The sequence below is a fragment of the Brevibacterium zhoupengii genome, from assembly GCF_021117425.1.
In the GTDB taxonomy this organism is placed as follows: Bacteria; Actinomycetota; Actinomycetes; order Actinomycetales; family Brevibacteriaceae; genus Brevibacterium; species Brevibacterium zhoupengii.
This window is the reverse complement of the sequence record NZ_CP088298.1, coordinates 1136778-1155670: the sequence shown is the minus strand read 5'-3', so window position 1 is coordinate 1155670 and position 18893 is coordinate 1136778. Positions and strand designations below refer to the sequence as shown.

Genomic DNA, 18893 nt, shown 5'->3' with positions numbered 1-18893 from the left:
GAGGATAAGGGCTTGTAAAGAACAGCAGGAGGCGGCCGGCGAAGCCTGAATCAGTCCATTTCGCGGCGGCCCGAGAAGGCCCGCCCAAGAGTGACTTCATCGGCGTATTCGAGGTCTCCCCCGACAGGCAGCCCCGAAGCCAGTCTCGTCACAGTCACTCCCAGGGAGTTGAGCAGACGCACCAGATAGGTGGCGGTGGCTTCACCCTCGAGGTTGGGATCGGTGGCGATGACGCATTCCTTGACTTCGCCGTTCTGCAGACGCGGCATCAGTTCCTTGATGCGCAGATTGTCCGGCCCGACCCCAGCCATCGGATCAATCGCACCGCCGAGCACGTGATAGAGACCCCGGTACTCGCGAGTCCGCTCGATGGCCACGACATCCTTGGGCTCCTCGACGACGCAGATCATCGAGCGATCTCGACGTGGGTCCTGGCACACTGTGCACTCTGCCTCCTCAGAGACATTGCCGCAGATGTCGCAGAAGCGCACACGCTTCTTCACCTCAGTCAGGGCCTGTGCCAGTGAGCTGACGTCGGCGGATTCGGATTGGAGAATGTGGAACGCCAACCGCTGCGCGGACTTCGGGCCGATGCCCGGAAGCTTGCCGAATTCCTCGACCAGGTCCTGCAGGGCACCTTCGTAAACCGCGCTCATACTTCTCTTTCGTCAATGATCTCGCCGCCGAGGACTCGTGCGATCACGGCCACTCCGATCTGCGGGGCGTCCGAGATGTCGAGGTCCGTCTCCGGATCATACTCGTCCTCATCAGCTCCTGAGTTCTGAGGCCGAGCATCAGCGTGGGCGTCATCCGCTGAAGATCCGGGCATCGTGGAGTTCCCGTTCTGCGGGTACCCGTTCTCTCCGGTCTGGGCCGGTGGCTGCGGGGTGCTGCCACCGTGCTTTTCAGCAAGAGCGGCGAAACGGGACTTGAACGGCTTGGCCGCTCCATGCCCCTGTGGTCGTGAGGCCTGGGCAGGCGGCTGAGAGGCAGTCTCCGGCAGTCCCGAACCACCATCGGTGTAGTCACCGAGGAAGTCGAGATCGTCGTCTTCCGGGGGAGGTACGACAAGTGCTCCGACTTCCACAGCGCCCGAACCTGCGCTCGTGAACTCCTCGCCCGAATCTGCTGACCGGGTCTGTCCATCTGAGGAGTCGCCGAGGTTCGGGGCCTCTTCGTTGGGCCCGTCGTGCCAGGTCGGTTCCTCCCACCGAGGCTGTACATACTCCATCGGCGCGTCCTCCGGTGCCGCCGGTGCAGCGGCATGTGGCGCGGAATCCGCCCGGTGATCCATCTCCGACTGCTCAGGGACAGTGGTGCTCGAAGGATCGCTGAAGAAGTCCTCATCGGAGAGGTCGGGTACGACGATGTCCGAATCCGCCAGTGACTCATCCGATTCCGGCTGTTCGGGACTCTGAACTTCAGACGCCGCTTCGGCAGGTGCTGACTCCTCGACAGGTGTTGACTGACCACCTGAATGCTGCGCGTGGTCCGCCGCATTCTGGTCGATCGGAACGTTCTGGTCGGTCGGAGCGAGCTCTTCCCACGAAGCAGGCTCGTCGGCGGGGCCAGAGAAGGCACCTGATCCGTCTCCGGAATCATTGGAAGCGTCTGCAGATGGCGAGCCGGGGGTGGCTGCGGAGTCTGAACCAGAATCTGAGCCGGAATCAGAATCAGTCGGTGGCTGATCAGTCGGTGGCTGAGGTACCTCGTGTGCCGCCGGCTGTTCTCCCTCCTCGTCGTCATCGGACCATGGGCCCTGCGGAGAGCCGCTGGTCTCCCAGAACTTCTCGTGATCGACCTGCGGTTTGTCGACCTCGCGTGTGCCGACGACCGCGGCCACTTCCTGCGGACTGGGTCGTCTTTGGGCGGGTGCAGGTCCCCGATTTCCGGGAGCCTCGCTCGGCGCCGGCGCCGAGGCGCCCTTGCCGCCTGTCCCGCGTCCCGTATCTGCCTGGCCCGAGTTCCCGCCGATACGACCGACATCACCGATGTCGATACGTGCCTGGATGCCGAGGACGTCATTGATCGCCATCGCCAGCTTGGCCGCATGGTCTCTCTGTTGGAAGCCCTGAACGGAACCGGCATTGTTGAATCCGAGGTAGACGACTCCAGCGGAATACGACTGCGGGATCGCATTCGCAGCAATGATCGCTCTGGTCAGGCGGCTGCGTTTCTCGACTGCGGCAAGGATGCTCGGCCAAGCCCGTCGAATCGCTTCGATTTCGCCGCCGATGTTGCCGGCACCGGCCACGGCATCGCCCTCCGGTGCAGAGGCATCCGCTGGAGCTGATTCAGCCGGAGCTGATTCGGCCGAACCAGAGTCAGCGTGAGCTGGGTCGGCTGGTGGCTGAGGCTGCGGAGCCCGGGGCTCCGGTGCTCGCATCTCTGGTGGCTGAGGCTGCGAAGCCTGGTCAGGCTGCTCCTGAGACGAGGACCCTGCGACGGGCGCCTGGGCGGAGTCTTCGGCCAGCGACGACCGGTCTTCCTGTGGACTATCGGTTGGAGACGAGGCCGGTGGCTCGTTGAGCATGGACTCGGCAGCAGCCGCCATCTCGGCGAGCTCGTCGAAATCATCGCGTTGTGGCTGGTTCGGAGACGGAGCCTGGTTCGAGGACTGCGCTGCGGGAACCTGCGCGACCTGCGACTGCCCCGGAGTACTTTGCGACTGTCCCGGAGTACCTTGCGACTGTCCCTGCGCTGGCGGTGTGGCGTTCGATTGCCCGCCGTCTCCGGACGGGTCAGCCGCCTCCGACTGGGCAGGGGGAATGTTCGCCGCCGTTCCGGAAGCGGACATGCCGATGCGGCGTTCCATCCGTTCGACACGGCTGAGCACTGCATCGCGACTGCGACCCGAGCCGGGCAGAAGGATGCGGGCACAGATCAACTCGAGCTGCAGCCTCGGCGAGGTTGCTCCTGACATTTCGGTCAGGCCCTGGTTGAGCAGGTCAGCCGCTCGAGAGAGTTCACCCTGGCCGAAGCCTCTGGCCTGCAGAGTCAGTCGCTCGAGGCGGTCCGGAGGGACCTCCGGCAAGAAGGCATGAGCCGCCTCGGGGGCAGCATTGATGACGATGAGATCGCGCATGCGCTCGAGCAGATCCTCAACGAAGCGACGCGGGTCCTGCCCCGACTCGATGACTCGCTCGACAGCACGGTAGACACCGCCGCCGTCGCCGGCAGAGAAAGCATCGACGATGTCACTGAGCAGGGAATCAGGTGTATACCCCAGAAGCGCGATGGCCCCGGCATAGTCAACGCCGTCGGGACCCGAACCGGCGATGAGCTGGTCGAGCACGGACAGGGTGTCACGCACGGAACCGCCACCGGCGCGCACGACGAGCGGCAGAACACCCTTGGCAACCTGCACACCTTCGCGGCTGCACAGGTCTTCCATGTAGTTACCCAAAGCCTCGGGCGGAACCAGGCGGAACGGGTAATGATGGGTCCGCGAGCGGATTGTGCCGATGACCTTCTCAGGCTCGGTCGTCGCAAAGATGAACTTGATGTGAGGAGGCGGCTCCTCGACGATCTTGAGCAGAGCATTGAAGCCCTGCGAGGTCACCATATGGGCCTCATCGAGGATGAAGACCTTGTACCGATCCCGGGCCGGGGCATAGATCGCGCGCTCACGCAGGTCGCGGGCATCGTCGACGCCGTTGTGGCTGGCCGCGTCGATCTCCACGACGTCGAGCGAACCCGGGCCGCCGTTGGCCAGGTCCTCGCAGCTCGGGCACTCACCACAGGGCACCGGAGTCGGCCCCTTGGCACAGTTGAGACACCTCGCCAGGATCCGTGCCGAGGTGGTCTTGCCACAGCCTCGGGGGCCGGAGAACAGATAGGCATGGTTGATGCGGCCACGTTCGATCGCGGCCTTCAGCGGATCGGTCACATGCTCTTGACCGATGACCTCATCGAAGGTCTCTGGGCGGTATCTTCTGTACAGTGCGGTGGACACATGCTTAGCCTAATGCCAACGGCTGACACGACACACGCACCCGCTCCTCGTCGCCATCGTGAGCTTGCGCCCATTGCCGTTGTGGACGAGCGCGTGAATCGGGCACGATAGAGATCATGAGCAACTCCTCCTCCCATTCCCCCGACGACGATCGTGCCGGAAACGACCCGGCGAAGACCTACCGCATCGGACACAAAGAGCGTGACGAAGCGATCGAAGTCCTGCGCGACGCCGCCGGCGACGGTCGGATCACGGTAGAGGAACTCGACGAACGTATGGAGAAGGTCCACGCCGCCCGCTTCCCTGTCGACCTCGACGAGGTCCTGTCCGACCTCACCATCCAACTGCCCTCTGATCGTTTCCGCCCCGGTACCGCTGTCAGCCGATCGACTCCCGCGGGCCGGGCAATCGAGTCAGGCAAGCCATTGGTCATCAAGGCCGGCTGGGAGAGCGAACTACGCCGCGGACGGTGGCAGGTCCCGCCCTCCATCAGGTGCGAGCCGTCGATGTCGAACGTCGAACTGAACTTCCTCGAGGTCGAGACCGACCTTGAGGTCATCAATGTCGAAGTCGTCGCAGGAATGGGGTCGGTCATCGTCGTCGTTCCCGATGACTGGGCCGTCAACGTCGACGATCTGTCCAAGTCCTGGGGCTCGGTGAAGTCCGTGGTCAACGCGATCCCCGAGGGCCGCAAGCCGACCATCGAAGTCACCGGTTCGATCGGCATGGGCTCCTTCCGGGCCCGCTTCGCCAACTTCCTCGACCGGCGTCGGATGGCCAAGTGATGGAGCCGGGTCTCGGCGCCGTCATCTTCCTCATCCTGACCATCATCGTGGTCTTCAGCGTTGGCGCCTTCCTCGTCTACCGGGTGATGAATAGTCCCGACGCGCACATCGGCTCACGCCTGCCCACAGAGGATCCCAGCGCCGAGGCGGGGCCTGAGGACGGATCGGACCCTCCTTCGAATCCTTGAAATCCGGGGTGAAGCATGGTCGACTCAAGTTATGGTCGATGTCCAGATCACCCGCATCGAGCCCGACGACGTCGACGGGCTCACGCAATGGCGTGAGCTCATGTGCGAGGCCTACACCTTCGGTCGCACTGCCGCCTGGTGGCAGAGCCTTGAGTCGACTCTCACCCAGTTCGCCCAGCCCCGTTCGGACAAGTCCGACATCGCACTCGTGGCCCACCTCGGCGAGGTGCCCATCGGCGGCGCCGAGATCAACATCGTCACCGACGCCCCCGCCGACGTCGAAATCGGAGTTCTGCCCACGCACCGACGACAGGGGTACGGCACGTCGATCGCCGGAGCCGTCGCGGATCTGCTGCGCGGACGCACGGAGCTCGTCCAGACCGAAACCTACTGCCCGGAGGGCGTGGCCTTCGCACAGGCACAGGGCCTGATCATCGGCAACGAGGAACAGCGACTGCTGCTGGACCTGCCGGCCTACCTGCGCGATGATGCCAACCGCTACAGGGACCCGGCCGCGAAGTCACGACTGGCGACAGACCCTGATCCGAACGTGTCGATCACCTCGTGGATCGGTGGCTGCCCGGACGAAGCAGTCGAAGATTGGGCACGACTGCGTCAGCAGATGGACGAGGACGTCCCGGTCGGTGACCTCACGCGCATACTCAAGCATGCCGGTGCCGGCGCGATCCGCACCCATGAGGAGCGGATGGCCGACCAAGGCTGGATTCTGGTCAGCTCGATCGCCCACGTCAACGACGTCACCGCCGAGATCGATGACAACACGGCGGACGAGCCGGTTGCCGTCGGATACACGGAGATCATGGTCTCCCGCCACGAGACGGACATCGTCGTCCAGGAGGACACCTTCGTCGAGGCAGCGTATCGCGGTCGCGGCATCGGACGCGGACTCAAAGTCGCGAACATGCGCCAGCTCCACGAGATCCCGGAAGTCGCCCAGGCCTCCTGGATCCAGACCTATACAGCCACAGGCAATGGGCCGATGCACGCGCTCAACCGAGATCTCGGCTTCTTCCCTGCGGATTCCATGACCGCGCTCGAGGGACGATTCGACTACAGTTGAGTGTGAAAGTTCCGGCTATCTGAGCGAAGCAGGCAACCGTGTCATCGAATATCCTCATCACCGTCTTGGTGTTCATCATCGTCGTTCTCATCACGGTGATCGTCATCCGCAGGCGCGCCGCCAGCCGCCGCAAGTTCGAAGAGAATGCGGCCGCACCCCGCCGACCTCAGGATCCGTTCGCCCCCGAGCAGAACGCAGGCGGGGATCCGGAGACGATCAAGGCCGGTGACCTGCTCGAATTCGGCAATGAGAAGTTCTTCGTCCGCGGCACCCTGCGCATCTCAGAAGGCGGCTACGACTGGGCCGAGCACTTCTTCCAGGCCGACCAGTCCGCCACCCGCCTGTGGCTGACCGTCGAGAATGATCCCGATCTGCAGGTCTCCCGGTGGAGTGATCGCCCCGAGCTCGACATCGAGCCCAAGGCCAAGACCATCACCATCGACTCCACCGAGTACAAACTCGTCGAACACGGAACCGCCTCCTATCGCTCCGAGGGCACCACCGGCCTCAATGAGAAGGGCGGCGTCGACTACGTCGACTACGAGTCCGATGATCACAAACTGCTTGCCTTCGAACGCTTCGACCACGGCCGTTGGGAAGTGAGCACCGGCGAATCGATCCCGGTCGGTTCCTTCACCATCTATTCGGGCAGCTGATGACACTCACTCCCCCATTGACACACCCGGTGCCGTCCCAGCACCTGAGCGTCGACGTGGCCTTCGCCGATACGTCTGCCCAGGCGCTGACCTTCAGCCTCGCCCATGGCCGCATCACCCCTCTGGCCTCCGACTTCATCGACCTGCCGTCGTCGAATGGGCAGGATCGTTTGCAGCTCGAGCTCCACGTCATCGGCTCCTCCCACCAGGTGATCCTGAGCGAGAGCGACACCGACGCCTTCATCGAAACCTTCGCCTGCCTCGGCGAGGATGAGCGTCCCGGCTGGGACACGACTCGCACCACCGCTGGATCCTGGTCGGGATTCACCCGACATCAGTTCCGCAGTGAGCTCACAGATGTGACAGGCAGCTTCAGTGATGCCGCCGCTGAGGTGGTGGCCCGTTCGAGTGCCCACGACCGTCACCTCGTCGTTGACTTCCCCGGTGAACCGGGTGCGCTGACGGCGCTGGCACTGACCGACTGCAGTTCCGAGCAGCTCTCCTGGCAGAGCTGGCACTGCTATCCGCAGCACCGTCAGATCGTGCACAGCCACAGTCAGCTGAGGAGGAGATCATGAGCCACGATCCCAATGTCTCCATGGGTGGAGGCTCCTTCAACTTCGACGCCGAGAACGGGCGCGGCTCCGGCGGCGGAGACCGCGGGTCCGGGGGCAATCGCGGCTCCGGGCCCTCGAACAACAATTCCGGCGGCCCGAAGAAACGCTCCGGCTGCGGCACCATCATCGCTCTGGTAGTCATCGTCCTGATCCTCGGCAACATCATGAATGGCTGCACGGATGACTCGGACGGCTCGGGTGGCGGTGGCGGCGGATTCTTCTTCCTGCCCTTCTTCGGCGGCGGCTCCAGCAGCGTCGGATCGAACTACGGCGACGGCTCGGGATTCCGCGGCGGCGGACCCGGCACCGGCAAATGACAACGTTCGCGGCAAATGACAGCACCGACAGCACTCTGAAAGGCAATCATGTTGGCAGACCTCTTCCTTGAGATCGGGATCGTCCTCTCCTATGCCGTGAGCGGCCTCGCGCTCATGCTCATCGGCTACTTCGTCGTCGACCTCCTCACCCCGGGAAAGCTGCACGTCATCCTCTGGCAGCAGAAGTCGAAGAATGCCGTGATCCTCGTCGCCTCCGACCTCCTCGGTGTGGCGATCATCGTCATCGCCGCGATCCGGGCCAGCGCGGATGATTTCGTCTTCGGCATCATCTCCACCCTGGTCTTCGGCATCGTCGGCATCATCCTCATGGCCCTGAGCTTCCTGCTCATCGACGCCTTCACCCCCGGCAAGCTCGGCGATATGATCAAACCCGATGCGTTTCACCCTGAAGTGTGGGTCAATGCCTCCGCTCACGTGGGCATCGCGGGCATCATGGCCGCAGCGCTCCTTTGAGTTCACCGACAGAATCCGGTAACGCCGATACCGTCGGCGGCAGCAAACCGATCACGCTGCCGCTGAAGCCAGGACCCGCCCGCTTCTTCGTGCTCCTGGCCGTCTTCATCTGCGCCAGCTGCGGCATGGTCTACGAGCTCGCGCTCGTCACACTCGGCTCCTACCTCCTCGGCGACACCATCGTTCAGGCCTCGATTGTCCTCTCGGTCATGGTCTTCGCGATGGGCATCGGGTCCCTGGCCACGAAACGCCTGACCGAGTTCGCCGCAGTCGCCTTCGCCCTCATCGAGGCCGCGCTGGGCATCATCGGCGGCCTCTCGGTCATCCTGCTCTACCTCGCGTTCGCCTTCGCCGACATCTACACCGTCGCGATGGTCGCCCTCACCTTCGTCATCGGCGCACTCATCGGCGCGGAGATCCCCCTGCTCATGGAGCTCGTCCAACGCATCCGTGCGCAGAAGGCCTCCAGCGCTGTCGCCGATCTCTTCGCCGCGGACTACGTCGGCGGGCTGGTCGGCGGCCTCGCCTTCCCCTTCGTCCTGCTCCCGATCTTCGGCCTGCCAAGAGGGGCTCTGGCGGTGGGGATCACGAACGCCGTCGTCGGCATCCTCATCGTGCTCTGGCTCTTCCGCACCGAGATCCGCACCCGCACGCAGGTCATCTTGGCTGGCCTGCTCGTCCTCATCGTCGGCGGGCTCACCGTGGTCTGGGTGTTCACCGATGACATCGAGATGACGACCCGGCAGCGCCTCTACCGCGACCCGATCGTCTACTCCCAGCGCACGGACTACCAGGAGATCGTGCTCACCGAGTCGAAGAAGACCGGGGACACAAGGCTCTACCTCAATGGGGACCTGCAGTTCGCTTCGGCCGACGAATACCGTTATCACGAGTCCCTGGTCCACCCGCTCATGAACGGGCCCAAGCGCAATGTCCTCGTTCTCGGCGGCGGGGACGGACTGGCTGTGCGGGAGATCCTCAAATATCCCGATGTCGAATCGGTGACGCTCGTCGACCTCGACCCCCGCGTCCTCGAACTCGCCAAGACCTCGGACCACTTCACCGACTTCAACGAAGACTCCCTCGACGATCCCCGTGTGACGACCATCGCCGCCGATGCCTTCACCTGGCTGCGCGAAGCCGAGCACACGGCCTACGATGCGGTCATCGCCGATCTGCCTGACCCGGACGATGTCGCCACCTCGAAGCTCTACAGCATCGAGTTCTACGGACTGATCAAGCAGGTCATGTCCCCCGAGGCCAGGCTCGTCGTTCAGGCCGGCTCCCCGTACTTCGCTCCGGAGGCCTATTGGGGTATCGGGGAAGCCGTCGCTGAGGCGGGCCTGGCCACCACGCCCTATCACGTCGATGTCCCCAGCTTCGGTGACTGGGGCTACTTCCTCGCCGATGCCTCCGAAGGCAGTGAAGCCGAGGAGCAGGGCCCGAACGTGACAATCCCCCGGGATGCTCCCGAGGGATTGAAATTCGCGACGGCTGAAGTGCTCGCGTCCTCCACCACGTTCCCGCCCGACCGTGATCGGGCTTCCGTCGGTGATGTTGAGGCCTCGACCCTGCTCCACCCTCGTGTGCTCGACCAGGAGCGCGGAGCCTGGATCGGGTACTAGGCCCCGAGGAGTCCTGCCAGTCCGGCGAATCCTGCGATGGACAGGCCGAGCAGTCCGCCCAGTGCTGCCACTGAGACGAAGACGATGCCGAGGATGAAGCCCCATTTGCCCATCTCGTTGTCGGCGAAGCCCGCGCTTCGTGAGTTCTTGCGCGCCATATGGCCGGTGATGATGCCGACGATGGGGCCGAGGAAGTTGAAGCCCAGGAAGGTCGAGAGGGTCGCGACCAGCGAGATGATTCCCAGGACCTTGCCCGGATCTTCCTCCGCCCTGGCGCGGTAGGACTGCGGTGGCTGTGCGCCTGTGTTGTACCCCTGGTTCGATTCGAGGTAGCCCTGGCTGCCGGTGGTTGAGGGATATCCGGTGGTCGAGGGGTAGTTGGTCTCTGCTGTGTAGTCGGAGTTGGGGGTGGGGTTCATCTCTCTGCCTCTGCTTGTGCGGCTGCTGTTGGTATCAGCTTAGGAACTTGCACTTGGCAGGGGAATGATACAAACCGTTCAGCTGGTCGGGGGTTTTCCCCCGCCTCGCCCAACGATGCGGCCCCTCACTTCACATCGACGAGGGCATGCTTCTGTCGGCCCATCAGGTAGAGCAGGATCTCCACGGGCTCTCCGGTGATGGTGACCTCCTGGGCGCTGCCCTTGCTCCCGCCGGATCTTCTGCCCGTACTGTGCTGGCCGAATCCGGGGCTGACGATCGTGACGCGGCCTTCGGCCTTGGCGGCGAAGGGCAGGAGTGCGGTTCGGCACGCTGTCCACACGGCACGGTTCTCCGGCAGGGACAGCCGGCGTGGGATCCATTCGATCTCCGCGCGTCGGATGTCTTCGTGGTGGACGATGTACTCGGCGGTGTTCATCACGGATTCGACGCCGGGCCACCGACCCGGGGTCCACCTCGGCGGGGATGCCACGAGACCCAGCAGACTCGAATACGGCATCGAGGCATACGCCCGTTCCTGTTCCTCGCGCTTGCCTTCGAGCTTCGGCATGAAGATGCCGAGGGCGGCAACGGGGTGACGTTCGCGGATGACGAGATGAGTGGCAAGGTCTCGTGTCGTCCAACCCTCGCACAGCGTCGGGGCGTCTTCACCGGCCCTATTGGCTGTATCGACGAGGCGGAGGCGTTCGGTTCGGGCAAGATTGCTCATGCCTGAAGCTTGTCATCATCGCCTTGGATTCCTCTGAGTGCCCAGTCCTCCACGAAATCGCCGACGCGGGAGATCGAGCGGTAGTCAGCGAGCTCATCTCCCCTGGTGGGACCGTCGGTGACGATGACGACCGGTTTCTCGGCCTTCGCAGCCGCTCGCACGAAGCGCAGTCCCGACAGCACCGCGAGCGAGGATCCGAGCACAACGATCCCGCTCGCGTCAGCGCAGATGCGATTCGCCTCCTGCAGTCTTGCCGGAGGCACGGAGTCACCGAAGTACACGACATCGGGTTTGAGGATTCCGCCACAGCGGGGGCAATCGGCGACAATGAAGTCCGCCGTCTCCTCTAAGTCCACGTCACCGTCGGGGGCCGTCTCGACATCGATCGGATCGATGCCCACGAGTTTCGCGAAGTCAGGGTTGAGCTCGCTCAACTGGGCCTGGACCCAGTCCCGGTCGAACATGTGTCCCTCTTTGAGGCAGATGACGCGATCCAGGCTGCCGTGCAGGTCCATGACCGGACTGCGACTGCCCTCCTCCCGTGCCGCGGCCTGGTGGAGTCCGTCGACATTCTGCGTGACGATTCCGGCGACGGGCAGCTGAGCGAGCCCCAGGTGTGCCGCATTCGGTCGGGCCGAACGCATCCGCGGCCACCCCACCCAGGAACGCGCCCAGTAGCGGGCGCGCTGGTCGGGATGGGAAAGGAAGGTCTGTATCGTCATCGGCTGCCGGGGCACGGCGTCGGGTCCCCGATAGTCGGGCACTCCCGAATCCGTGCTCATCCCGGCCCCGGTCAGCACCGCCCACCCGGAGGTGTCGATTCCCACGGTCCCGGCAGCGCCGGTGAGCACGTCGATGATCTCCTCATCGCTGTGGCTGGGCTCGGGTCGTGTCCGCCCGCGGAGCGGATCAAAGATGACTGCCACGAATCCTCCCTCGTCGAAATGCTGCGGGGTTAGTCTGGTCCCATGGTCAGCATATTGCTCGTTCATCATTCCCCGTCACAGGCAACGACTGAAATCGCCGAGGCGGCCCTGTCCGGACTGCGCATGCCGGAGTTGGGTGACGTCGACGTCGTAGTCCGTCCCGCCTTGGAGGCGACGGCCGAGGACGTGCTCGCCGCCGATGGGTTCGTCCTCGGCACAACGGCGAACTTCGGCTACATCTCCGGAGCCCTCAAGCACTTCTTCGACACCACGTACGACGCGGTCAGGGAGCCGACCGCCGGTCGCCCGTTCTCCTATTGGATCCACGGCGGCTACGACACGACCGGGGCCGAGGTCGCGATGAAGCAGATCACGACGGGCCTGGGCTGGAAGCTCGCCTTCGACCCGCTCATCGTCACCGGCGAGGTCACCGCCGACCACCTCGGCGCGGCCACCGAGCTTGCGGCCACCGTGGCTGCTGCGGCTTCCTCCTGAGCCCGGCCGCGAGAACAACTTCATGAAAGTACTTACCAATATGGAAAGTACTTGCTACGCTGTAATCACTTCCACCAGGAAGTCACCGTCCCTCGGTGAGGACAGCAACGAAGGAGTTGTCATGACCACGCCCACCCCGCAGCAGGCCGAAGACCTTCTCTCGCAGGTCGAGTCGAATCAGGCCCAAGCCCGATCCAGCGATGCCTGGCCGCTGGTCACGATGCTCTTCGTCTACAGCGCGGCTATCTCCGTGGGGATCCTCGCCGTCGGACTCATCGAGGACAACACGACGCAGCTGATCATCCTCGGCGCCGGCGGCGCCTGGCTGGTGCCGGCCCTCATCGTCTATTCCGTCAGGGCCCTGAGCTGGAGCCGCCGTTCAACCGTCCTGCTCTGCACCTGGCTGCCGCTGACCTTCGTCGCTCTGTTCACAGCGATCATCGTCGACTCGTTCACTCCCACGTCGTGGGTGCCGTTCGCGGCCGCCGGCTTCCTCTGGGTCCTCTCCCCCATCATGTCCCTCGTCGGACTGCGCCGCTGAGAAAGGACGAGGCACGACCATGAACCCCTACATCAGCACCGACGACGAATCCGATGACACGATGGACAACCTCGGCGAGTCCCTGACTCGGATCGAATCAGATCTGAACAATCCCACTCGACTCGGAATCGTGGCGAGTCTGAAGAATCGGGACCGGGCGGAATTCAAACTCCTCCGCGATTCCCTCGGCGTCTCCGACTCCGTGCTCTCTCGCCACATCTCCGCCCTTGAGAAGGCGGGGCTGGTCGAGGTCAGAAAAGGCTATGTCGGCAAACGCCCCCGCACCTGGGTCGCCATCACCACGGACGGGAGCGCCCGTCTCGACGCTCATGTTCAGGCCCTGCGGGAGCTCGCCGGGGGCGGTGCTGACCAGCAGTGACGTTCTGAGGTTTCCCCGTTAGCATGGGGACAACCGATGCAAGGAGGCGTCCATGACCAGCAGCACAACCACCTCGGCGAACAGCGGACTCGAGTTCCGTGAACTGCACGAGGTCTCGGAGCTCATCAGATCCGGGCGGCTGAGCTCCCGGGCAGCCACCGAGGCCATGTTCGACCGGGTCGACGAACTCGACCCCCATCTCCTGTCCTACGTCACCCTGATGCGCGAATCGGCCCTGGCCGCCGCCGACGACCTCGATGAACGCCTGGCCCGCGGGGACTGGTTGGGGCCGCTGCACGGTGTGCCGCTGGCGATCAAAGACCTCGCCTACACCCATGACGCACCGACAGGTGCAGGCACCACGATCCACGCCGATTTCCAGCCCGACTTCGACGCCACCGTCGTGGCTCGCCTGCGGGCCGCTGGGGCTGTGATCCTGGGAAAGCTGCGCCTGACCGAGGGCGCCTTCACCGGGCATCACCCCGACCTGCCGACCCCGGTCAACCCCTGGGAGCCCAACACCTGGTCAGGAGTCTCCTCGAGCGGTTCGGGCGTCGCCACCGCCGCCGGCCTCTGCTACGGCTCGCTGGGCTCGGACACCGGCGGTTCGATCCGACTGCCTTCCTCGGCCAATGGGGTCACCGGACTCAAACCCACCTGGGGCCGGGTCTCGCGCAACGGCATCTTTCCCCTGGCGCCGAGCCTTGACCACATCGGCCCGATGACGCGCAGCGCACGCGATGCTGCCATCATCCTCGAGGCCATCGCCGGCCACGACCCGAACGACCCGACTTCGGTGCTTGAACCGGTGCCCCGCTACAGCCAGCAGCTCAGGCTCGAGACCACCCCGGTCGTCGGCTTCGACCGCGAACTGGCAGCCGAACATTTCGATGACGTCACCAACGAGATGCTCGAATCCACCATCGAGGTGCTCCTCGACCTCGGTTGGCGCGTCCTCGACGTGCGCACCCCCGACCTGCCTGCGGCGGCGCAGGAATGGACTGCCCTGTGCGGGATCGAGACCGCGGGCGTTCACGCAGAGAACTATCCGTCGAGGTCGGCCGAGTACGGTCCCGACCTCGCCGGCCTCATCGAGATCGGGCGTGGGCTCAGCGCCGTCGACTACCACGAGCTGCTCGAATCCAGGCGGGCATTCACCGGTCGCATGCGCGCGCTCATGTCCGACATCGACCTGCTGCTGCTTCCGGGCATCGGAGCCGCCTCACCGACCATTTCGCAGATGGAGAATCTCGGCTCTGACGCCGAGCTGTTCGCCGGAGTCACGATTCCCACGGCGCCGATCGACAACTGCGGCATGCCCTCGATCACTCTGCCTGCCGGCTTCACCGAGCGCGGCACCCCGCTGGCTGCTCAGTTCGTCGCCGGTGACTTCAAGGAGGGTCTGCTGCTGGCCGCGGGGCATACCTTCCAGCAGGCCACCGATTTCCACCGACAGCACCCTCATATCGTGGCCGTCTAGTCGAGGCTCACTGCGCCTGCCTGCGGGCCACGATCTCGGTGATCCAGGTCGGTGCGAAGGGGGAGGTGCAGTTCGGCGGGGTCGGATAGTCCTTGAGGACGCCGAGGCGGTTGCCGATGTCGATGGCCCGTGGCCGCAGGTCCTCGTTCTCGATGCCGATGTAGGACAGGGTTTCGTTCATCGCCCACTGCAGGCGCTCTTCGGCGCCGAGCATCTGTGCCTCGATGATGTCGAGGAGGGCTGACAGGTCAAGGCCCTCGGGTGATTTGTTCACTCGCTCGCTGGTCAGCGCCCAGCCTGCCGACGCCACGATCGGGTCGGGGTCGTCCATCCAGGCCAGGCGCAGTGCTTCGGCGTGCTTCGACTTCTTGACGATGTAGTTGACCAGCCAGGCGTGGACCTTCGGCACACGTGCCTCGCGCAGCATGGCATCGAGGCGCTGCTCGTCATAGCTGCGTGGGCGCATGATGAGGGTCGCGACGAGACGGGCCGCGGTGTCACCGGTGTGCCACAGTTCGACGGCGAGCTCGTCGTTCTTCTTCAGCTCCTTGGCTACGGCCCGCAGCTTGCCAAGATTCACACCGTGATCGTCACCGTGTCGCTCGTTGACGGCACGGGCCTTGGGATCCTCCATCGCCGCCAATGTCTCCATGACGCTGTCCACGCTTGCTTCAACCATGCGCTCAGATTACCGCGAGTTCGGTGCTCAGCGCTCGGAGTTCAGGCGAGCCGCCTGACGTATGAGGTGGTCGCGTTCGGCGAGGTTGCTCGCCTTGGCCGCGGCCTCGACGTAGAGCTTCGCCGCCGCCTCGTCCTCTCCTGCCCGTTCGCGCAGGTGGGCCTCGACGGCGAAGTAGCGCGGCAGAGTCTCATCGAGTCTGCCCAGTTCCGCCAGTCCGGCCACCGGCCCGTCGGCTTCACCGATCGCAACCGCACGGTTGAGGGACGCGATCGGGCTGTCGTTCAGCTTCAGGAGTTCGTCGTACCATTCGACGATCTGGGGCCAGTCGGTGTCCTCGACACGTTGGGCATCGGCGTGGAGTGCGGCGATGGCCGCCTGGACCTGGAATTCGCCGAGTTCCTCGCGGGCGAGCGCGGTCTGCAGGATGCCGACGCCCTCGGCGATGAGGTGGGAGTCCCACATGGACCGGTCTTGGTCGCCCAGGGTGATCAGAGCTCCATCGGAGGTGAACCGGGCTTCGCGGCGGGCATGGTGGATGAGCATGAGCGCCAGCAGCCCGGAGACCTCGGGGTGGTCGATCGATGCGGCGAGGACCCGGGTGAGACGGATCGCCTCTGCTGCGAGGTCGACGTCGCCCGAATACCCCTCGTTGAACACCAGGTAGAGGACTCTGAGTACGGCAGAGACACTGCCGGGGCGGTTGAGTCGGCGTCCGGACAGGGTGCGTTTGGCTCGGGAGATGCGCTGAGCCATCGTCGCCTCCGGCACCAGGTAGGCCTCGGCGATCTGACGGGTGGTGAGACCGCCGACGGCCCGTAGGGTCAGTGCCACCGCCGAGGCTGGGCTGAGGTCCGGGTGGGCGCACAGGAAATAGAGGTCGACGGTGTCATCGTCCGAGGTTGTCACCGCATCAGTGTCCAGTGCGAAGGCATGTTCCTCCCGCGCAGTGCGCGCGGACTCCGCACGGACGCGGTCGAGGAACTTCCGCCAGGCAACCGTGATCAGCCACCCCTTCATGTCGCGGGGTTCGTTGACCGGCCACGTGCGAAAGGCCTCGATCAGGGCATCCTGAACGGCATCCTCGGCGGTGGAGAAGTCTGCTCCCCTCCGCTCGAGGATGCCGATCACGATGGGGACGAGCTCCCTCAGTCCGTCGTACATGGGGTCACACCCATGAACGGACGGAGTTCGAGCCACTCACGGATCGGCTCGCCGCCGGCACCCGGTGCCGCGGAGAGTTCGCCGGCCAGTTCGAGCGCCCGATCGTAGGACTCGACGTCGATGACCATCCACCCGGCGATGAGGTCCTTAGTCTCAGGGAAGGGACCGTCGGTGACCGGCGGCCTGCCCTCTCCATCGAACCGGACGAAGGACCCTTCGGGCGACAGAGCCTGGGAGTCGACGAATTCGCCGGTCTCCTTCAGCCTCGCCGCGAAGTCGTTCATGTAGCCGATGTGAGCATCGACTTCGCCCGGCGTCCACTCCTCCATCGGGGTGTACTGCATGTACTCGGGGGCCATCTTGTAGTGCTTGAGCATCAGGTACTTAGCCATGATCTTCTCCTCTTATCAATTGCTCGTCGCGAACTTCGCTGACATCCCTGGGACGGAGCCACATACTCATTCTCGACATCCTCGGCGAGATATCTTTCAATTCTTCCACGGCTGGGTCCGATTCGGTCGTTGTAACCGACCTGGAACATGAGTCTCCGAATGCGAACACAACCGGGCCCACCTCGGCAGATTCCGTTGACAGAGTGGAGTCATACACACCACCTCACAGCATCAGGAGCTCACCATGAAGACCAAGAAGATCATTCGGTCCATCACCGTCGCCGGCGCAGTTGCGGCAGCACTGTCACTGTCGGCCTGCGATATGAACATCTCCTTCGGCCCTCCCGAGCAGGAACAGGAGCAGGCGCAGGGCCAGGGCCAGGAGAACGACGAGACCTCAGCGAATCCTGAGGAGCAGGAAGAGACCGCGCCTCCAGAGGAGGAAGCGCCGGAAGAATCTGCATCGAACGACACCACCACCGGAGACTCCCCCGATTCCTCGTCGAGCCAGGGCTCGTCGTCAAGTGGCGGCTACGGCACCTCGAGCTCCGATTCGGACTCGTCCACCTCTTCATCATCGGGCACATCCACCTCGGCGGGCGAGGGATCATCGAGTTCGAGCGGCGAACATGCCAGCGCCGATGACCCCGGGTTCGACATCGATGAGCACGGCAACGGCACCATCCCCGCTTCGCTGCTTGAGAAGGACATCAAGAAGGCGTATGCGAAGCAGGGCACGACCGTCGACGAGGTCGAATGCATCAATGATCTGATGATCATCTCCAAGAAGGGATCGGCCTCCTGCAACGTCACTGCCTACGGTGAGAAGCGCTACGGCACGGTCAAGGTCACTTCGGTCTCAGGCAGCTACGTCGGGTACTCACTCGACTTCCCCAGCTTCAACTGAGCGAGTCTGCGGAACAACTCAGGTCCGCTCATGGTTATGGCAGGTGCACGCCTTCACAGGTTGTGCACCTGCCATTTTGATCAGCGAGGAGCGTTCCCATGAGGCGCAGTGTTCAGTACACCCAGAACGGCGATATCGACCAGCTCCACATCGTCGAGGCCAACGCTCCCTCTGTGGGGCCGGGCGAGGTTCGTGTCGCGGTCCGCTATGCCGGACTCAACCCCGTCGATCTTGCGGTCGTCGGGGGCGCCTTCGGTGAGGCTGCTGGCCCGAAGGGCAATGGCGCTGACTTCTCGGGCGTCGTTGACAGCGTCGGTGACGATGTCACCGACTTCTCCCCCGGTGATCTCGTCTTCGGGGGTCGCCCGTTCCGGTCACAGACGACTCACCTGCTCATCCGGGACCCGGCAGACCGTCTCGACAAGATTCCCCGTGGCCTCGGCACCGAGGTGGCCGGAGGTCTCTACATTGCCGGGCGCACCGCGGTCGCTGGCATCCGCGCCCTGGCAATCACCAGTGGTGAGACCGTCCTCGTCACCGGCGCTTCGGGCGGAGTCGGAATCATCGCCGCCCAATTGGCGCTGAACTTAGGCGCCCGCGTCATCGGCACGGCCAGCCAGGCCAACCACGCGGCGCTGCGCAATCTGGGCATCGAACCCATCGCCTACGGTGACGGTCTCGAGGCACGGCTGCGTGAGGCTGCTCCCGAGGGCATCGCTGCCGCCTTCTCAACCCAGGACGAGGCCGAGGTCGCACGGTTGCTGAGTCTCGACATTCCAGCGCGGCGCATCAATTCGATCGGAGCTGGACCGCAGGTCGCCGACACATACGGGGTGAACATCGCTGGTGAGGCTGTGGCCGAGCGCGGCGATCTCGCCTGGTTGGCCAAGGCGATCGCCTACGGACATGTGCATGTGTCCGTCGCCGGAGTCTTCGCACTCGAAGAAGTCCAGAGCGCCTACCGGTTCCTCAAGGGATCGCACCCTGTCGGCAAGGTCCTCCTCCGCGTCGATGCCGATCCCCTCACCGTCGATCAGCGCGAGTTCCTCAGCAGCTGATCCCAGGAATACTGCGGACGGGTCAAT

The 18893-nt window shown here is 64.3% G+C and carries 22 protein-coding genes; 14 read left to right on the top strand and 8 right to left on the bottom strand.

The genetic code is table 11. The features are described 5' to 3' along the window. Positions 1–50: 50 nt before the first annotated feature. Both recR and LQ788_RS05175 read right to left on the bottom strand, forming a co-directional pair. Positions 51–656, bottom strand: coding sequence for a recombination mediator RecR (gene recR / locus LQ788_RS05180; RefSeq protein ID WP_009883158.1), 606 nt, complete (start codon positions 654–656; stop codon positions 51–53). After that, a complete protein-coding gene (locus LQ788_RS05175) occupies positions 653–3955 on the bottom strand; it encodes a DNA polymerase III subunit gamma and tau (RefSeq protein WP_231445721.1) in 3303 nt (1100 codons plus the stop codon). The genes recR and LQ788_RS05175 overlap by 4 nt, the downstream gene beginning before the upstream one ends. Positions 3956–4071: 116 nt before the next feature. Between LQ788_RS05175 and LQ788_RS05170 the strand changes: the two genes are divergently transcribed. From LQ788_RS05170 to LQ788_RS05135, 8 genes are read left to right on the top strand one after another with little or no spacing between them, the layout of a single operon-like run. Beyond that, the gene (locus LQ788_RS05170) at positions 4072–4740 is read left to right on the top strand and encodes a DUF1707 SHOCT-like domain-containing protein (RefSeq protein ID WP_231445719.1); all 669 of its coding nucleotides are present in this window, start codon (positions 4072–4074) and stop codon (positions 4738–4740) included. After that, positions 4737–4928, top strand: a complete 192-nt coding sequence (locus LQ788_RS05165; protein ID WP_231445718.1) for a hypothetical protein — start codon at positions 4737–4739, stop codon at positions 4926–4928. The genes LQ788_RS05170 and LQ788_RS05165 overlap by 4 nt, the downstream gene beginning before the upstream one ends. Positions 4929–4959: 31 nt before the next feature. Continuing rightward, positions 4960–6009: a GNAT family N-acetyltransferase gene (locus LQ788_RS05160; RefSeq protein WP_231445717.1), complete on the top strand. Its 1050-nt coding sequence runs from the start codon at positions 4960–4962 to the stop codon at positions 6007–6009. 38 nt (positions 6010–6047) lie between these two features. Continuing rightward, entirely contained in the window at positions 6048–6665 is a 618-nt protein-coding gene (locus LQ788_RS05155) for a DUF4178 domain-containing protein (protein WP_231445716.1), read from the top strand. After that, a complete protein-coding gene (locus LQ788_RS05150) occupies positions 6665–7243 on the top strand; it encodes a DUF2617 family protein (protein ID WP_231445715.1) in 579 nt (192 codons plus the stop codon). The genes LQ788_RS05155 and LQ788_RS05150 overlap by 1 nt, the downstream gene beginning before the upstream one ends. After that, entirely contained in the window at positions 7240–7599 is a 360-nt protein-coding gene (locus LQ788_RS05145) for a hypothetical protein (protein ID WP_231445714.1), read from the top strand. The genes LQ788_RS05150 and LQ788_RS05145 overlap by 4 nt, the downstream gene beginning before the upstream one ends. Before the next feature lie 48 nt (positions 7600–7647). After that, complete coding sequence (locus LQ788_RS05140) at positions 7648–8073, top strand: DUF350 domain-containing protein (protein ID WP_231445712.1); 426 nt, start codon at positions 7648–7650, stop codon at positions 8071–8073. Further along, positions 8070–9698 (top strand): polyamine aminopropyltransferase, encoded by a 1629-nt coding sequence (locus tag LQ788_RS05135; RefSeq protein WP_231445710.1) that lies wholly within the window; start codon positions 8070–8072, stop codon positions 9696–9698. The genes LQ788_RS05140 and LQ788_RS05135 overlap by 4 nt, the downstream gene beginning before the upstream one ends. On the opposite strand, the gene LQ788_RS05130 is transcribed toward LQ788_RS05135, so the two are convergent. The 3 genes from LQ788_RS05130 to LQ788_RS05120 form a co-directional block, all read right to left on the bottom strand. Then, complete coding sequence (locus LQ788_RS05130; RefSeq protein ID WP_231445709.1) at positions 9695–10117, bottom strand: DUF4190 domain-containing protein; 423 nt, start codon at positions 10115–10117, stop codon at positions 9695–9697. The two genes, LQ788_RS05135 and LQ788_RS05130, sit on opposite strands and share 4 nt — an antisense overlap. 125 nt (positions 10118–10242) lie before the next feature. After that, positions 10243–10845 carry a TIGR03085 family metal-binding protein gene (locus LQ788_RS05125; protein WP_231445707.1) on the bottom strand — a complete coding sequence of 201 codons (603 nt, stop codon included), beginning with the start codon at positions 10843–10845 and terminating at the stop codon, positions 10243–10245. Continuing rightward, the gene (locus LQ788_RS05120; protein ID WP_231445705.1) at positions 10842–11771 is read right to left on the bottom strand and encodes a Sir2 family NAD-dependent protein deacetylase; all 930 of its coding nucleotides are present in this window, start codon (positions 11769–11771) and stop codon (positions 10842–10844) included. Before LQ788_RS05120 ends, LQ788_RS05125 begins: the two co-directional genes overlap by 4 nt. A gap of 42 nt (positions 11772–11813) precedes the next feature. Here LQ788_RS05120 and LQ788_RS05115 point away from each other — a divergent pair, with 42 nt between their 5' ends. The 4 genes from LQ788_RS05115 (at position 11814) to LQ788_RS05100 (ending at position 14666) form a co-directional block, all read left to right on the top strand. Next, positions 11814–12266 carry a flavodoxin family protein gene (locus LQ788_RS05115; protein WP_231445703.1) on the top strand — a complete coding sequence of 151 codons (453 nt, stop codon included), beginning with the start codon at positions 11814–11816 and terminating at the stop codon, positions 12264–12266. A 121-nt stretch (positions 12267–12387) separates the two neighbouring features. Further along, positions 12388–12807 (top strand): hypothetical protein, encoded by a 420-nt coding sequence (locus tag LQ788_RS05110; RefSeq protein ID WP_231445701.1) that lies wholly within the window; start codon positions 12388–12390, stop codon positions 12805–12807. Positions 12808–12826: 19 nt separating this feature from the next. Beyond that, positions 12827–13186 (top strand): winged helix-turn-helix domain-containing protein, encoded by a 360-nt coding sequence (locus tag LQ788_RS05105; protein WP_231445699.1) that lies wholly within the window; start codon positions 12827–12829, stop codon positions 13184–13186. A gap of 52 nt (positions 13187–13238) precedes the next feature. Beyond that, entirely contained in the window at positions 13239–14666 is a 1428-nt protein-coding gene (locus tag LQ788_RS05100; protein WP_231445697.1) for an amidase, read from the top strand. 7 nt (positions 14667–14673) lie between these two features. Here LQ788_RS05100 and LQ788_RS05095 read toward each other — a convergent pair whose 3' ends face one another. Genes LQ788_RS05095 through LQ788_RS05085 form a run of 3 tightly spaced genes read right to left on the bottom strand, consistent with a single transcriptional unit; the run spans position 14674 to position 16901 of the window. Next, positions 14674–15345, bottom strand: a complete 672-nt coding sequence (locus LQ788_RS05095; RefSeq protein WP_231445696.1) for a DNA alkylation repair protein — start codon at positions 15343–15345, stop codon at positions 14674–14676. A 27-nt stretch (positions 15346–15372) separates the two neighbouring features. Next, the gene (locus tag LQ788_RS05090; protein WP_231445695.1) at positions 15373–16509 is read right to left on the bottom strand and encodes an RNA polymerase sigma factor; all 1137 of its coding nucleotides are present in this window, start codon (positions 16507–16509) and stop codon (positions 15373–15375) included. Further along, positions 16494–16901, bottom strand: a complete 408-nt coding sequence (locus LQ788_RS05085) for a YciI family protein (RefSeq protein ID WP_231445694.1) — start codon at positions 16899–16901, stop codon at positions 16494–16496. The genes LQ788_RS05090 and LQ788_RS05085 overlap by 16 nt, the downstream gene beginning before the upstream one ends. Positions 16902–17145: 244 nt before the next feature. Between LQ788_RS05085 and LQ788_RS05080 the strand changes: the two genes are divergently transcribed. Next, entirely contained in the window at positions 17146–17808 is a 663-nt protein-coding gene (locus LQ788_RS05080) for a hypothetical protein (protein WP_231445692.1), read from the top strand. 98 nt (positions 17809–17906) lie between these two features. Beyond that, entirely contained in the window at positions 17907–18866 is a 960-nt protein-coding gene (locus LQ788_RS05075; RefSeq protein ID WP_231445690.1) for an NADP-dependent oxidoreductase, read from the top strand. The last annotated feature ends 27 nt before the right edge of the window (positions 18867–18893 follow it).